Raw genomic sequence first — 15,289 nt, 5'->3', positions numbered from 1 at the left:
AGGAACCAGCGATGGCCTATAGACGCATGGCGCTCGAGATCGGGATGGGCACGGACATCCGCGGCGCCGACCACACGAAGGCCGCCGTGCGCGCGCTGCGGGACGCGCTGTGGCACAACTCGCTCACGATCACCCACGCGCTGGGCGTGCCGGTCGATTCGATGCGCGTCGACGTCACCATCGGCGTGCCGAGACCCGATCTGGTCGACAAGGCCGCCGTGCTCGCCGTGCTGCCGCACGGCACCGGCACGGTGACCGTGGTGGAGGGCGGTCTCGAGATCGCCAACGAGGCCGGCACCGATTCGACGGTGATCGCCAACGCCGCGGCGGTCGTCCGCCTCGACGTCGCCTAGGGGGACGCGCCATGGCCGCGAAGCGCGTCATCCTCGAGATGGGCACCGGCAACGACCTGCACGGCGGCGACTACACCAAGGCCGCGCTGCGCGCCGTGCAGGACGCCATCCACCACAGCTCGCTGACGATGCTGCGCACGCTGCGGATCGATCCGAAGAAGTCGATGTGGGTCGAGGTCGTGATCGGCGTGCAGGACCCGTCGAAGGTCGACGCCGCCGCCGTGAAGGCCAGCCTGCCGCACGGCCAGGTGACGGTGAGGGTGGTGAAGGGCGGGCTCGACGTGCCCGACGAGGAGATCGGCGACGTCGCGGTGATCGCCAGCGCCGCGGTCATCGTCAGCCTGGATCTGCCCTAGGCCGCGCCGCGGCCCTGGGCACGAACGACACGACAAGGGGAAACGCCGCATGACCGGGCCGCTCGCGGGAATCAAGGTGATCGAGGTCGGACAGGCCTACGCCGGGCCGCTGGCCGGCGCGATCCTCGCAGACATGGGCGCCGACGTGATCAAGGTCGAGAAGCCCGATGGCGGCGACGATGCGCGGCTGTGGGGGCCGCCCTTCGTCGATGGCGACAGCGTGATGTTCCACGCCAACAACCGCGGCAAGCGCTCGGTCACGCTCGACATCAAGTCCGCGGCCGACGTCGCGAAGCTGAAGGCGCTGGCGAGCGACGCCGACATCCTGATCCAGAACCTGCGGCCGGGAATCGTCGACGAGCTCGGGATCGGGCCCGACGCGCTGATGGCGGTCAACCCGCGGCTGATCTACTGCTCGATCTGGGCCTTCGGCTACAAGGGGCCGCTGCGCATGGCGCCGGGCTTCGATCCGCTGCTGCAGGCCTTCGGCGCGGTGATGACGTTGACCGGCCGGCCGGAGGATCCGCCGACCTTCTGCGCGCCCGCGATCAACGACGCCGCCACCGGCATGTGGTGCGTGATCGGCGCGCTGGCGGCGTTGCAGGGCCGCCAGGCCACCGGCAAGGGCTGCGTCATCGACACATCGCTGTTCGAGACCGCCGTGAGCTGGGTCGGCGGCTCGCTGACCGGCTACAAGCTGACCGGCAACCTGCCGGTGCGCCACGGCACCGGCAGTCCGATCATCGTGCCCTACCAGACCTTCGACACCGCCGACCGGCCGCTCTGCGTCGCCTGCGGCAACGACCGTCTGTTCGTGAAGTTCGCCGAGGCGGTAGGCCGCCCGGAATGGGCGCGCGATCCGCGCTTCGACGACGGCCGCAAGCGCGTCGTCAACAAGCTGGAACTGCTGCCGATGATCGCCGAGCTGCTGCGCACGCGCACGCGCGACGCGTGGATGGCGGCGCTCGGCGCCGCCGGCGTGCCGTGCGCGCCGGTCAACGACATCGCCGAGCTGGCGTCCAGCGAGCAGCTCGCGGCGATGGACATGATGCGCGAGCTGCCCGGCAGCGGCATGCCCGTGGCCGGCCTGCCGATCTCGTTCGACCGCCAGCGGCCGGTGCCGCGGCGCGACTCGCCGAAGCTGGGCGAGCACAACGACGAGATCTTCGGCGCCAAGGGCTGACCGCCGTGTCGATCACCGAGCACATGGCGATCACGCCGCGCCACCGCACCTTCCATCTCTCGGCCGGTCCGGCCGACGGGCCGCTGGTGGTGTTCGTGCACGGCTGGCCCGAGCTCTCGATCAGCTGGCGGCACCAGCTGCCCTGCCTCGCCGGCCTCGGCTTCCGCGCCGTCGCGCCGGACATGCGCGGCTACGGCCGCTCGGACGTGTACGGCGCGCACGCCGACTACGCCCAGGAGAACATCGTCGCCGACATGATCGATCTTCTCGACTCGCTCGGCGTCGAGAAGGCGGTCTGGGTCGGCCACGACTGGGGCAGCCCGGTGGTGTGGAACATCGCCAGCCACCACCCCGGGCGCTGCCACGCCGTCGCCAGCCTGTGCGTTCCCTACCGCACGCTCGACCTCGGCCTCGACGTGGCGATCGGCTTGGTCGACCGCAACGTCTATCCGGTCGACCGCTTCCCCGCCGGCCAGTGGGACTACATGCGCTTCTACGAGGAGAGCTTCGCCAAGGCGACGGCGGCGTTCGACGCCGATCCCTACCTCACCGCGAAAGCGTTGTTCCGCAAGGGATCGCCCGACGGCCGCGGCAAGCCCGCGCGCACCGCCACGACACGGCGCGACGGCGGCTGGTTCGGCGGCGCCGGCAAGGCGCCCGACGTGCCGCGCGACGCCGATCTGGTCAGCGAGGAGGACCTCCGCGCCTACGCCGCGGCGCTGGCGCGCAACGGCTTCTTCGGTCCCGACTCGTGGTACGTGAACCACGCCGCCAACGCCGCCTACGCGGCGCGCGCCGTCAACGGCGGCCGCCTCGACATGCCCGTCCTGTTCCTCGGCGCGCGCTACGACTACGTCTGCGAGACGGTCGACTCGCCGATGGCCGGGCCGATGCGCGCCCATTGCCGCGATCTGACGGAGGTGGTCGTCGATAGCGGCCACTGGATGGCGCAGGAGAGGCCGCGCGAGGTCAACGCCGCCCTCGTCCACTGGCTCGCCACCCGCGTGCCCGGCGTGTGGCCGTAGCGGCCGGGGTAGCGGAGTCGACGTCCTTCGCTCCGCTCAGGACGACGGGACCGTCCTCTGTCATCCCGAGCGTAGCGAGGGATCTTGGCGCGGCGGAAAGATCCCTCGCTACGCTCGGGATGACAAAGGACGGTCACGTGCGCCAAGTCCCGTCATCCTGAACGGAGCGAGGGACCTCGTCGCGCGACGGACGCACAATGTCGGACCGGCCGCACCTCACACCGCCACGACGTAGCCGTCGCGGCGGGGATCGGCGGCGCCGGTCATCGCGCCGGTGGCGGGATCGATCGCCACGCCCTGCATGCCGCCGACCTTCATGGTCCAGCCCGGCAGCGTCTCGACGGCGTGTCCGCGGCCGCCCAGCGTCGCCAGCACGGCCGGCGCGAAGCGCCCCTCCGCCACGACCTCGACGCCGTCCATCAACCGCGCCCGCGGCGCCTCGATCGCGGCCTGCAGCGGCAGGCCGAAATCGACGTGCTGGAGCAGCGCCTGCACCTGCGTCTGGAGGATGCCGTAGCTGCCCGGCGTGCCCAGCGCCAGCACCGGCCGGCCGTCGCGCAGCGCCACGCTCGGCGCCACGCAGACCGGCAGCGGACCGCCGGGCTTCGAGCGGTTCGGGCTGCGCGGATTGACGTCGGCCCAGTAGAGGAAATTGTTGAGGCACACGCCCGTGCCCGGCACCACGACGCCGGAGCCGAACACGCTGCCGAGGCTCTGCGTCAGACAGACGACGTTGCCATCGCGGTCGGCGATCGAGAACGAGGTCGTGTGGCCCTCGGCGGCGGCGGCGCCCGGCGTCTCCGTCCATTGCTCGGTCGGGCCGACCACCGGCACGCCGTCGCGCACGCGCGCGCGCAGCGTCTCGACATGCCCGTCCGACAGCATGTGCGCCAGCCGCTCCGGTGTCGGATTGTTGTCGGCGATGCGCACGCCGGCGGCGAGACGGATGGCGCGCCACACCAGGTCGAGATAGGCGACCCCGTTCCGCTCCATCGCGGCGATGTCGAAGCCCTCGAGGATGCGCAGGGTCAGCAGGTACTGGAACGCCTCGCATGACGGCGGCGGCACGTGGATCGCGAGGCCGCGGTAGGACGCGACCAGCGGCTCCTGCCACACCGGCCGCACGCGCTCCAGATCACCGAGCGTGAGGCAGCCACCGAGGCTGTGGAGATGCGCCACCACGGCGCGTCCCAGCGCGCCGCCGTGCAGCAGCGTGGCGCCGGACTCCGCCAGCGATTCCAGCGTCGCCGCGAGGTCGGGCTGCTTGAGGATCGCGCCGGGCGTCGCGCCGCCGGTGCCGGCGGTGTAGTTGCGCGCCCACGCGTCGTAGAGCGCGGCGTGGCCGCGCAGCTCCGCGCTGACGCCGTTGATCTCGTCGACGTTGAACTCGATCAGCGGGAAGCCGCCGCGCGCCAGCGCGATCGCCGGCGCCAGCGCCTCGCGCATCGATTTGCGGCCGTGGGCGCGCGACATTCTCGCTCCAGCCCGCGAAATTGCCGGGAGCGCCGACCGCCAGCGCGCCGCGCAGCAGGTCCTCGCGGACGCGGAAGCGCTCGACCGGCAGGTTCTCGGGGATGGCGGTGACGAAGTCGAGCGCCCGCACGCGCTTCTCGGCGGCGACGTAGCAGGTCGCCACGCCCATGCCGGCGAGGCCGGACATGTAGGGCTCGACGACGTTCAGCGCCGCCGCCGTCGCGACGGCGGCGTCGAAGGCGTTGCCGCCCTCGTTCAGCAGCCGCGCGCCGGCCTGCGCCGCCAGCGGATGCGCCGCGGCGACGACGCCGTTCAGAGACGAGACGGTCGGCCGGTTGCCGTGCATGCGAGTTCTCCGCGCGTGGTTGCGCGGCGATCCTCCGACGCCCGGCGCGGCGCGGCAAGCGAGGACGACGCGATTCGGCCGCGCCCGCGACGCGGCCGCGTGCCAGTATCGGCGGCTGAAACTGACACCGCGCGCGGCCGGATGCGCCCGCGCCTCACGGGAGCGTCGACATGGCGACCATCATGCTCATCCACGGCGCCTACCAGGGTGGCTGGATCTGGACCCGCGTGGCGGCGCGTCTGCGCGCCGACGGCAACCACGCGCTGGCGCCGACGCTCGACGGCTGCGCCGAGCGCGCCCACCAGCTGCGCGCCGGCATCACGACGGAGTCGCAGGCCGACGAGCTGGCCTCGCTGATGTTCCACGAGGATCTCCGCGACGTCGTGCTGGTCGGCACCAGCACCGGCGGCATGGTGATGTGCGCGCTGGCCGAGCGGGCGCGCGATCGGATCGCGCGGCTGGTCTTCGCCGACGCGCTGGCGCTGCTCGACGGCGAGAAGCTGCCGGACATCGTCAAGCGACCGACCGCCGTCGACACGGCGCTCGCCACCGGCCCGACGCGCCACGACCTCGAGACGCGGCTGTTCGCCGAGCTCGATCCCGCCACGCGCGCCTGGGCGGTCGAGCGCGCGACGCAGCACCCCATCGCCACGATGTACGCGCCCGTCTCGCTGCCGTCGTTCTGGTCGCTGCCGTGGCGCGCGACGGTGGTCCGCTGCGCCGGCAGTCCGAATCCGCCGGAGGCGCACCAGCGCCGCGCCGCGACGAAGCTCGGCGCGCGCTGGGCCGAGCTCGAGACCGGCCACTATCCGATGCTGAGCGAACCCGACGCTCTGGCGAAGCTCATCGTCGAGGCGTAGCGCCGCGATCCGCCGCCGATGCGGACGGGGCGCCGCCGCCATGCGCGGCGCGCGGGCGGCGGCGATTGACCGGCGGTGGCGCCGGTGACACGGTTTCCGGCAACGAACGCATCGCGAGAAAGCGACGGAGGACGCCCGTGAAGTACGACGTCATCTCGGCCGACGGCCATGTCGATCTGATCTGGCTGCCGCCGGATTTGTTCACCGCCAACGCACCGGCGGCGTTCAAGGACCGCATGCCGCACGTCGTCGACGCGCCCGACGGCAAGCGCTGGGTCAGCGCCAACGGCGCGCAGTTCGGCCTGATGAACGGCATGGGGTCGGCCGGCCGCCCCTACGAGCCGGGCGTCATCCACCGCTCCGACCGCATGGCGGCGACCGGGCTCTACGACGACGGCAAGAAGGGCATCCGCCGCCTGACCGAGCCGGAGCTGCGGCTGAAGGACCAGGACCGCGACGGCGTGCAGGCGGAGGTGCTCTACGGCATCCTCGGCTCGAGCATGCGGCTGAACGACTCCGAGGCCGCCGTCGTGATGCTCCAGATCTACAACGACTGGCTCCACGATTTCTGCAGATCCCATCCCGACCGGCTGATCGGCCTGGCCAACATCCCCGGCCACGACATGGACGCCGCCGTCGCCGAAGTGAAGCGCGCGGCGGCCCGCGGCGTGCGCGGCCTCGACGTCGCCAACCGGCCCGACCTCACGCCGCTGTGGGATCCCTTCTGGGAGCCGCTGTGGAAGGTCGCGCACGAGACCGGGCTGCCGGTGCATTTCCACACCATCGGCGGCCGCTCGCCCGACGTCGCCAAGCGCGAGAAGTTCGTGCAGCGCCGCGCCGCCGCGACGCACATCACCGGCTTCCAGATGCACATGTCGACGATGCTGATGGCGTTCATCTTCAGCGGCGCGCTGGAGCGCTGGCCGAATCTGAAGGTGGTGATCGGCGAGGCCGGGCTGGGTTGGATCCCCTACGTGCTCGACCACATGGACCTCGAATGGGAGGACCAGTTCAAGGACCTCGACCTCAAGATGAAGCCCAGCGACTACTGGCGGCGGCAGTGCTACGCGACGTACCAGACCGACCGCATCGGCATCCGGCTGCTCGACGAGCTGGGCGAGGACAACGTGATGTGGGGCTCGGATTTCCCGCATCCCGACGGCATCTGGCCGGATTCGCAGGAGTTCCTGGCGCGCGAGCTCGGCCATCTGCCGGCGGCGACGCGGCGCAAGGTCGTGCGCGACAACGCCGCCAAGCTCTACCAGCTCGACGCGGCGTGAGCGCAACGATGGCAAAGGCACCGCGCATCGTCCTCGTCGCGCCGTCGGAGAGCCACGGCACCGCGCGCGACATCCTGCCGAAGGGCTTCGAGCTGGTGCCGGCCGCCGGCGGCAGCGCCGAGTTCCGCGCCGCCATCGGCGAGGCCGAGTACCTCGTCGGCTTCGCCGACATGCTGGTCAACGAGGCGCTGTTCAAGGCGGCGCCGAGACTCAAGCTCATCCAGCTGCTCAGCGCCGGCTACGACCGCGCCGACATCGGCGCCGCGCGCGCCGCCGGCGTGCCGATGTCCAACAACGGCGGCGCCAACTCGGTCGCGGTGTCGGAGCACGCGCTGCTGCTGATGCTGGCGGTGTCGCGCCGTCTCACGCGCCAGCACGCCAACGTGTCGGGCGGACGCTGGCGCGGCAACGACGTGCCGCGCGTGCACGAGCTGCGCGGCCGCACGCTGGGCATCGTCGGGCTGGGCACGATCGGCAAGAAGACGGCGCGGCTGGCGCAGGCCTTCGGCATGCGCGTGCACTACTACGACATCGCGCGGCTGCCGGAGGACGCGGAGGATTCGCTGGAGGTGCGCTTCCGCCTCCTGCCGGAGATCCTCCGCGGATCGGACATCGTCTCGCTGCACGTGCCGCTCAACGCCAGCACGGAGAAATTGATCGGCGCCGACGAGCTGGCGCTGATGAAGCCGTCGGCGATCCTGATCAACACCAGCCGCGGACCGGTGATCGACGAGACGGCGCTGCACGCCGCGCTGGCCAAGGGCGCGCTGTTCGGCGCCGGGCTCGACGTGCTCGAGCAGGAGCCGCCGTCGCCCGACAATCCGCTGTTCACGCTCGACAACGTGATCCTCACCGCGCACCTCGCCGGCCCGACCTGGGAGAGCAACGAGGCGCGCCTGCGCAACGCCTTCGACAACGTCCAGCGGGTGGCCCGTGGCGAGCCGCCGTTGTGGGTCGCGCCGGAGCTGGCGGACTGATCCACGGTGGCTCCGCCCGCCGCGGCGCGGCGCGGATCTGCGTTCGCGGGGACGCGTTCTGGCGCGGTGCGCGCGGGGCGCGGGGACATTTCGAGTCCGCGCTTTATCGGCATCGGATCGATTTTCACGGATGACGGGGGGCCTGAATCGCGGTTTGTATATTGTATTTTGCATACAATATACAAAAGCGGGGTCTGAGGGCGAATTCGTGAGGCGGATGGACGCCTCGACCGCGATTTCGGGAACGATTCGGACCCGCGCCGCGAACGCCGCTGTCACCCCGACTCCCACGGTCACCTCGACTCGCACGGTCAGCCCGACTCCCACGCTCGCCCCGACTCCTACTGTCATCCCGAGCGCCAGCGAGGGATCCAGGGACTGTGCCTAGATCCCTCGCTGGCGCTCGGGATGACAGTGTGGGTGTGTCCGAGGGCGGGCGTCCGTGGTCCCTTTCGTTGCGCGGCGACACGCGACCCCGTCAGCTAACCTCTCCCCCGATGGGGGAGAGGAACATGAACGTGCGGACGCGGCTGCTCTCCCCCGATGGGGGAGAGGAACATGAGCGTGCGGACGCGGCTGCTCTCCCCCGATGGGGGAGAGGAACAGGAGCGTGCGGACGCGGCCGCTATCGCTCTTCTCAAGCGTCTTATTCCGCTCCCCCATCGGGGGAGAGGTGGGTGAGGTGGCGACGCCGCGCCAAAGGCGATCGGCGTGCCTGCTGACAGGGGAGAAGGGAAAAACGTCGACGTCCGCTCCGACCCCTACCCCGGCGACAGCGTCAGCCGCGCGGTCGCCTGCGCCTCGACCTGCCGCCAGTCGTAGAGCATCGGCACCATGCGGCCGTCGGTCCAGGCGGCGTGCTGGTCCATGTAGTGCGGGCTGCCGGGCTGGCCGGAGGCGCCGTGGAACACGATCCACCGGCTGTTCTCCCACGCGCCGACGTCGAACACGTAGCGCGCCAGCGGGCCGTACGCGGTCGCGGTGCCGGCGCTGCACAGCAGACCGTTGGCCAGCACGCAGTCGCCGTCGCCCTGCTGCGGCAACCCCACGGGATCGAGCAGCGCCGCGGAGTCGGCGAACAGCGACGACAGCGGATGGACCAACTTCGGCCGGTGCGCCGCGCCCCACGGCGCCGAGGTGTCGTCGCCGGCGACGCGCTCCAGCGCCGCCGCCAAAGCCTGCGCCCAGCTCCAGCCCTTGAGCAGCGCCGCGTCGTCGTCGCGCAGCAGGGTCGGCAGGGTCCACCACAACTGGTTCACCGCCACCACGCCGGGCGCCACGGCCATCAGCGGATCGGCCGCCGTCGCGGCCAGCCCGGCGCGTTCCGCCAGGATCATGGTCAACGCCCGGCGCACCGCGATGTAGGCGGTGGCGCCGGTCGAGGCGGCGTCCATGCGCGCGTCCCATGCCACGACACGGGCGCGCAGCGCCTCCGCGGCCGGCGACAACGCCGGCACCGCGGACGAAGACGACGCGGCGGCCGGTGCCGACGCCGCCGAGCGCGCCCTGGCCGCGGCCGCGGACGACACAGCACGCGCATCAGCCGTGGACGCCGATGACGGCGCCGCGCCACGCGGACCAACCGCGGACGCCGATGACGACGCGGCAACACGCGCGCCAGCCGCAGACATCGATGACGACGCGGCGGCGCTCGCGCCAGCCGCGCCACCCGCGACCGCGGACGACGCCGCTTCCGCGGCACTCCCCAGCGCCGCCAGCTTGTCGCGCAGCAGCCTCCCGTTGGGCGTCGAGACGTCCATGTGGATCGCGGCCATGTCGTCGACCGTCGCCGCGCCCAGCGCGGCCAGACGCTCGGCGATGCGCTTGGCGCGGTAGGGCGGGTGGCAGTCGGTGGCGAGGTAGTCTGGATGCGTGTCGGCCACGACGCGGTTGTTGGCCGTCACGATACGGCCGTCGGGCGGATCGATCACCACGGGCATGCGCTCGAACGGCACCATGCCGCGCCACTCATGCGCGCCGGTCCAGCCGGGCACCTGCAGCCAGCCGTTGATCCGGTCGCGGTCGGGCACGATGGCGCGCACGAGATGGCCGATGCTGCCCGCGGTGTCGCCGGCCACGAGGTTGTGGTCGAGCAGGCCCCAGCCGCGCGTCGAGTCGAACAGCTCGCGCACCGTGCCGGCCCGCAGCATCCGGGGCAGGCAGTCCAGCGAGGTGTCGGTCTCGTCGATCTGCGGGCTGCGCAGCGCCACCGCCGCGCCGGCGGCGGGATCGCCGGCGATGATGCCGCCGTGGCGCGTGGCGAACACCTCGATCTCGATGTCGGCCGCGCCGCGCACGGCGATGCGCTCGATCCGCCGCGACGCCGCCAGCCACTCGCCCTTGAACAGGTAGCGGCCGGGATCGCCGGGCGCGAATTTCTCGACGTAGAGATCGTAGATGTCCATGAAGGCGTGCGTCACGCACCACGCGACGCGGCCGTTATGGCCGAAATGCGGGAAGCCCGGCACGCCGGGCACGGTCAGGCCGATGGCGTCGAAGGTGTCGCAGGCGACATGGGCCTGCGTGTACATGTTGGGGATCTCGAGCACGCGGTGCGGATCGCCGGCCAGCATCGGCCGGCCGGTCGCGGTGCGCGACGGCGACAGCGCCCAGTTGTTGCTGCCGCCACCGGTGGCGTCGACCGCGCCCAGCGCCGCCACGGCCTCCAGCGCCGGCGCGAGTTCGGAGAGCGTCGCGATCCAGCGCGCCGCCTCGATTCCGGGCGGGATGCACAGCAGGTCGCCGCCGCCATCGTCGTAGCGCAGCTTCGAGAGCTGGTCCGGCCCGATGGCGCGCAGCGCCGCGGCGCGCCACAGCTTGAACCACACCGAGCCCATCAGGAATCCGCGCTGGCGCATGGCGGCGATGGAGTGCCACGCCTCCCACGGCTCCGGCGCCTCGCCCAGCAGCGTGTACTCGATGGGCAGGCGGCCCTGCACGATGAACGCGTTCACACCGGCGGCGTAGGAGTCGAGCATGGCGCGGCCCTCGGCGCCCATCGCCGCGAGGTCGCGGCGGCTGGCGCCGGCGACGTCGAGGCGGCGGGCCAGCGCGTCGGAGGCGACGCCCGAGGGCCCGCCCCACTCCGCCCAGCGCCCGACCGCGCGGCGGCGCGCGGCGTCCATCTGCCACAACCGGTCCTGCGCGTGGGCGTAGCCCTGCCCGAACCAGGCGTCGGCCGCGCAGCCGGCGCGGATGTGCGGGATGCCCTGGGGGTCGCGGAAGATGTCGACGGGGGCGGACAGGCCGGCGACGCGCTGCGCGCCGGCGGCGGGGGTCGGATCTATCCAAATGGTCGTCGTCACCACTCGATCTCAGATTCCACACTGCGGCTGTCCAGCCGTCGTTGAACTGTCGACGCTCATGCTACTTCAACCCGCCGGTCAGACGCCCCTCTCCACATGCGATGCGGCCGCTATTGGCCCCAAAGATGCCAATAGGCGCGCGACGCCGGCAACGGTGAACATATCCGCTACACGGGCGGCATCATACCATGGAATAAACTCCATTCGCTCCAATTGCTCCGCCAATCGATGCGAAACTGCAGATTCGGACTGGCTTACCATCCGCGGACTCAACAGAAACCGGCCATCGATGCACTCCACGTCTCCGGCTTGAACGGAAACCTTGAAGAAGCGAACGCCGTCGCCTCGCTTCGGCGTCTCAACGAACGCGCTGTTTGTATTGACGGCCTCACCGGGAAGCTCTTCGACAGCTTCAGCGTTCGCCCCAGTTTCTTCATGATACTCTCGAGCGGCAGCGGCGTTTGGGCTCTCGCCTGGGTCCACGAATCCACGCGGCGCGTTGAGAACGGCGCCTCCCATATTGTGACGGTACTGTTTTACGACACCGACAAATACTTCATCGCGAATCATCACAAATGGCACGATCACCACGCCGCCGTTGGGCTCTCGGTAACTCCAACCATCGTATCCGCCAAGCGTCATCCCGTACGTGACAATACCGAACCGCGGCGACGATATCGTAAGATGCGTTGCGTTGGGCACCAGCGTTCCATTCAAATGGACTGTCCAGCCCCTGCTTATTTTGTCAGACGTCGCAATCGGCCGCACAAGCGAACGATTGGCCTCTGGGATTGGCGTCGTCATCCCTGCGCTCCATAGGAAGTAACGGCTTCACGCTCACGTAGTGTTGAAACGCTCTGCTCCCTCGCCGCCAATCTGCTGGTAGGTCCAGCCGCCCGACGACTGACCGTCTCAATGAACAAGCCCTCGACCGTTCCGGCAGCTATCGCCTTGTCTGCAAGGTGTTCGTGCGCGTGACCCGCCAACGAACCAAGCCCCTCATTCGCGTTCGTGTTTAGAGCGGATTGCACCTCTTCTAAGATATCCCGTTTGTACTCCACTTGTCCCGACCTGTACCATTTATCCACACCGGCACTAAGACGGACAGAGAGTTCTGCATACCTTTCGGAATCAAGCGCACCTAGTGCCTCAATCCTGAGGGGCTTCTCCAAAAGAATTCCTTCCTCCTGTGCTTGCGCACCGCTACCGGGCTGCGCCTTGGCGTACAGACTCATGTACGCACTCGCGCCTTGGCTGCGCGCAACCATCCTATTGTACGCCCGCTCGTACCAGTCGCGAACTTCCTCAAATGCCGCGATCTCGTGCGGATCAGTTAGCCCTTCTCGAATACTCCCCATTTTCAAAACCATCGGGCTACGGGCTCCCCTCATTTCATCTGGACGGACACTAAAAAGGTCCTGAAGGTGCTTCTTATTTCGCGACTCCCAGTAAGCGCGACCTGGATCTTCGTAGCAGAGGTCGACATCCCACGGAGCGGCGTTCGGCCAGATCTCTGACTTCACAACATTTCCCACAAACTTGTCTAGAGCGCCCCACCGGCAGATGATCTGATCAACCTCCTGCTCGTGGCGTTTATTGTCAACGCTCTCTAACAAACGGCGCAGAGCGGTATCTATACTGATGTTCTGAACGTCACCTATACTTGAAAGGAATCTTCTGAACGATTCGTTCAATTCCGGCGAAAATGACGACATGACGTATGCGGGCTTCGCGTAGGTATCTCGCGCCTTATTGCCACCAGCAGTCTGCCGTATCCTTACGACAAGCTTACTACGCAGTGTCTCTTGCTCGCGCGAAGAAAGACATTCATAGATTTCCGGCAGCGACGCCATGAACGATCCGTCCCACACTTGGGCATCTGTCACCAGTATCCGGCTGTTGAAAAGTGCCGCCGCTCGAATCATCCCAAGATAGTACCTTCTTAGCAGTTTCTTATCGTTGGTGGGGTCGCACGCCGAAAGTGCGCCCTGAAATGTCGAATCGAACACGTCCGCCACAAGGTCAAATCGTCCTATTTTCTCGAATACCCGCGCAAGGTCGACTGGGTCACCTCCCACCGGCACCACAAAGTCTGGTCTGCGTAGCCGGCCCGGATCATCGACCTCCCCGGCTCTCGTCCATTCCGGAACGCGAGTTATGTCGGACGCCGCGCGCTCCCCGAGCCTTTCGAACGTATTGCGGAGGTGCACAGACCCGAGTACTGAAGTCGCCTTATCGTGCTTCGGTCCGACTCGATATACTAGGTAGCGATCCTCCCCGAGGTCAGGCACAGCGCGCGTCTCGTGGACAACGCGAAGCGGCGGGCACTGGTTCTGGGCACAGACGCGCAGAATCGACGCAAGGAGGAACTTGTTCAGCGGGAACGCCGAAGACGCAAGTGCGCTAACTGGCGGCCTGCCGTAGATTGGGCGAACGGACAGAACAACATCGTTACCGCGCCGCATTTGCGCCCTAACCAGATCATCGAGCGCATCGCAGCGCAGATCAAGATATGCCTCGGCTGTTCGCTCAGAGGATCTCATCTCATTTCGCATAGTCGTCGAGATAACAGGGCTACCGTCGCGTCGCCGCTGTGCGCTCGACAGGACGCTTTGGCGGCGCTCAGCTTGAGCCGCTTCAATCTCAAGAACCGCTCGTTCGAATTTACCCACGGGATCGGCGCTGCAAATCCACCGTTCGAGTTCACGTTGGCTGAAATCGCAAACAAGCAGTCGAAGAAGGTCAGTAATCGCCCCATCTCCATTGCCACACACAGTAGCGCGGCAATTTGAGATATTTTCGATCTGGTCGACGGGCTCCGTCTTGGAAAAGTATCCGACCGTTTCGTAGCACGCGCCTCTATACCGGAACTTACGCGTAGGCTCTTCTCCGAAGCCCAGCGCTAGAACAAGAATCGCCTCCTTTGGCACATCGCGGCGTTCCGTATCAGGATCGTGTAGGAAGAAACCACCATCACAGCCGACAGAGAGCGTACTTCTTAGTTTAACGTCGATCTCGAACAGCGTGCGCCAGCCCTCCCATTGACGTTCGATGCTCTCGACTACATTGGATGCAGAATCGACATTCCAGCTTAGCAACGGAAGCTCGGCTTCTCCCTTCGCCCAGTAGCTGTTGTTCGCCACCGAGAAGTCTTGCGGCGAACCCCACTCGTAAAGACGTGGGTGAAGAAGCCGCCGACTATCTCGAAATCGCGATAGTATGCGAGACTCTCGGTCAAACACAGTCACTTTGGCACCGTGCTGTGCGGCACACGCCGCCGTCGTCAGGCCGCCGACGCCGGCGCCGACTACCCAGACATCCTTCCCCTTCAGTGACTTCGACTCCTGCGGCGCGTTCTCCGAGCCGCTCGCGCGCGCATCGAATGCATCAGCTTCGCCGAGCCCCCATACTGCGTTCACAAGATTGATCGCACGCACTTGCTGCGATGCGACAGTCACTCGATTGGTTTCATGAGATCCGAGAATGTACACATCTGGGCGCGTAGATCGATCCGTCGGCTGGAGGCGGTATTGAGTGAGCAGCGCGGTCGACCGTGCTCGGACACCATCATAGTGGGCTTTATCGCGTTGAACGGACATGCGCGCGCTCCGTGCATTCTCGTTTTTGAAAATGCCACGGCGACCGCAAGGTCACCGCTGGCAACCATGAACGCACAGACGCTTCTAAGGCTGCAACCATAGGCTGCTTTGGTTGTGATATGCAAGATGCCAACAACCGCATCCACCTCGACCGAACGTGAGAGGTAGGCGCTTCTGGCTCAAGACGAAGGCTCGGGCGAATGGTCCGTCGAACTTGCGTGATGGCGAGCGTTCGCTCATTGAGCCAAGTAGGGCCTCCGCGCCACCACCGCCGCCACGACCGCCAGCGCCGCCAGCGTCCCCAGCACCAGCAGCGACCGCGTGTAGTCGCCCGTCGCGCCGCGCAGGATCCCGACAGCGGCGGGCCGGCGGCCTGGGCCAGCACCTGCGCCGACAGCGCGACGCCGCGGATGGCGCCGTGACTGTGGCGGCCGAAATAATCGGCCGACGCCAGCGGCAGCAGCGTCATGATCCCGCCGATGCCCACGCCGAACAACCGGCCCGCGAGGTAGACGCCGACGGCGTCGTGGAC

General features: G+C 68.3%; 10 protein-coding genes and 1 pseudogene. 7 read left to right on the top strand and 4 right to left on the bottom strand.

What is annotated here, in order from left to right; all coding sequences use genetic code 11:
* Positions 1-11: 11 nt before the first annotated feature.
* Genes IPK81_14420 through IPK81_14405 form a run of 4 tightly spaced genes read left to right on the top strand, consistent with a single transcriptional unit; the run spans position 12 to position 2,917 of the window.
* Entirely contained in the window at positions 12-353 is a 342-nt protein-coding gene (locus IPK81_14420; protein ID QQS10821.1) for a Lin0512 family protein, read from the top strand.
* An 11-nt stretch (positions 354-364) separates the two neighbouring features.
* Positions 365-709, top strand: coding sequence for a Lin0512 family protein (locus IPK81_14415; GenBank protein QQS10820.1), 345 nt, complete (start codon positions 365-367; stop codon positions 707-709).
* Between the two features lie 49 nt (positions 710-758).
* Entirely contained in the window at positions 759-1,892 is a 1,134-nt protein-coding gene (locus IPK81_14410; GenBank protein ID QQS10819.1) for a CoA transferase, read from the top strand.
* Between the two features lie 23 nt (positions 1,893-1,915).
* On the top strand, positions 1,916-2,917 hold the full coding sequence (locus IPK81_14405; protein QQS15119.1) for an alpha/beta hydrolase: 1,002 nt from the start codon (positions 1,916-1,918) through the stop codon (positions 2,915-2,917).
* A 216-nt stretch (positions 2,918-3,133) separates the two neighbouring features.
* On the opposite strand, the pseudogene IPK81_14400 reads toward IPK81_14405, so the two are convergent.
* A pseudogene (locus IPK81_14400) lies at positions 3,134-4,736 on the bottom strand (gamma-glutamyltransferase).
* Between the two features lie 170 nt (positions 4,737-4,906).
* On the opposite strand from IPK81_14400, the gene IPK81_14395 reads away from it, so the two are divergent.
* From IPK81_14395 to IPK81_14385, 3 genes are all read left to right on the top strand, one after another.
* On the top strand, positions 4,907-5,596 hold the full coding sequence (locus IPK81_14395) for an alpha/beta hydrolase (protein QQS10818.1): 690 nt from the start codon (positions 4,907-4,909) through the stop codon (positions 5,594-5,596).
* A 137-nt stretch (positions 5,597-5,733) separates the two neighbouring features.
* The gene (locus IPK81_14390; protein QQS10817.1) at positions 5,734-6,876 is read left to right on the top strand and encodes an amidohydrolase; all 1,143 of its coding nucleotides are present in this window, start codon (positions 5,734-5,736) and stop codon (positions 6,874-6,876) included.
* 8 nt (positions 6,877-6,884) lie between these two features.
* Entirely contained in the window at positions 6,885-7,853 is a 969-nt protein-coding gene (locus IPK81_14385; protein QQS10816.1) for a 2-hydroxyacid dehydrogenase, read from the top strand.
* Positions 7,854-8,614: 761 nt separating this feature from the next.
* Here IPK81_14385 and IPK81_14380 read toward each other — a convergent pair.
* From IPK81_14380 to IPK81_14370, 3 genes are all read right to left on the bottom strand, one after another.
* Positions 8,615-11,158 carry a penicillin acylase family protein gene (locus IPK81_14380; protein QQS10815.1) on the bottom strand — a complete coding sequence of 848 codons (2,544 nt, stop codon included), beginning with the start codon at positions 11,156-11,158 and terminating at the stop codon, positions 8,615-8,617.
* Between the two features lie 78 nt (positions 11,159-11,236).
* The gene (locus IPK81_14375) at positions 11,237-11,800 is read right to left on the bottom strand and encodes an NUDIX domain-containing protein (GenBank protein QQS15118.1); all 564 of its coding nucleotides are present in this window, start codon (positions 11,798-11,800) and stop codon (positions 11,237-11,239) included.
* 158 nt (positions 11,801-11,958) lie between these two features.
* Positions 11,959-14,757 carry an NAD(P)-binding protein gene (locus IPK81_14370; protein QQS10814.1) on the bottom strand — a complete coding sequence of 933 codons (2,799 nt, stop codon included), beginning with the start codon at positions 14,755-14,757 and terminating at the stop codon, positions 11,959-11,961.
* Positions 14,758-15,289: the final 532 nt, after the last annotated feature.

Source organism: Rhodospirillales bacterium (assembly GCA_016699855.1).
Classification (GTDB): Bacteria; Pseudomonadota; Alphaproteobacteria; order Reyranellales; family Reyranellaceae.
The sequence above is the reverse complement of the archived record's forward strand: the minus strand, read 5'-3'. Positions and strand labels throughout refer to the sequence as shown.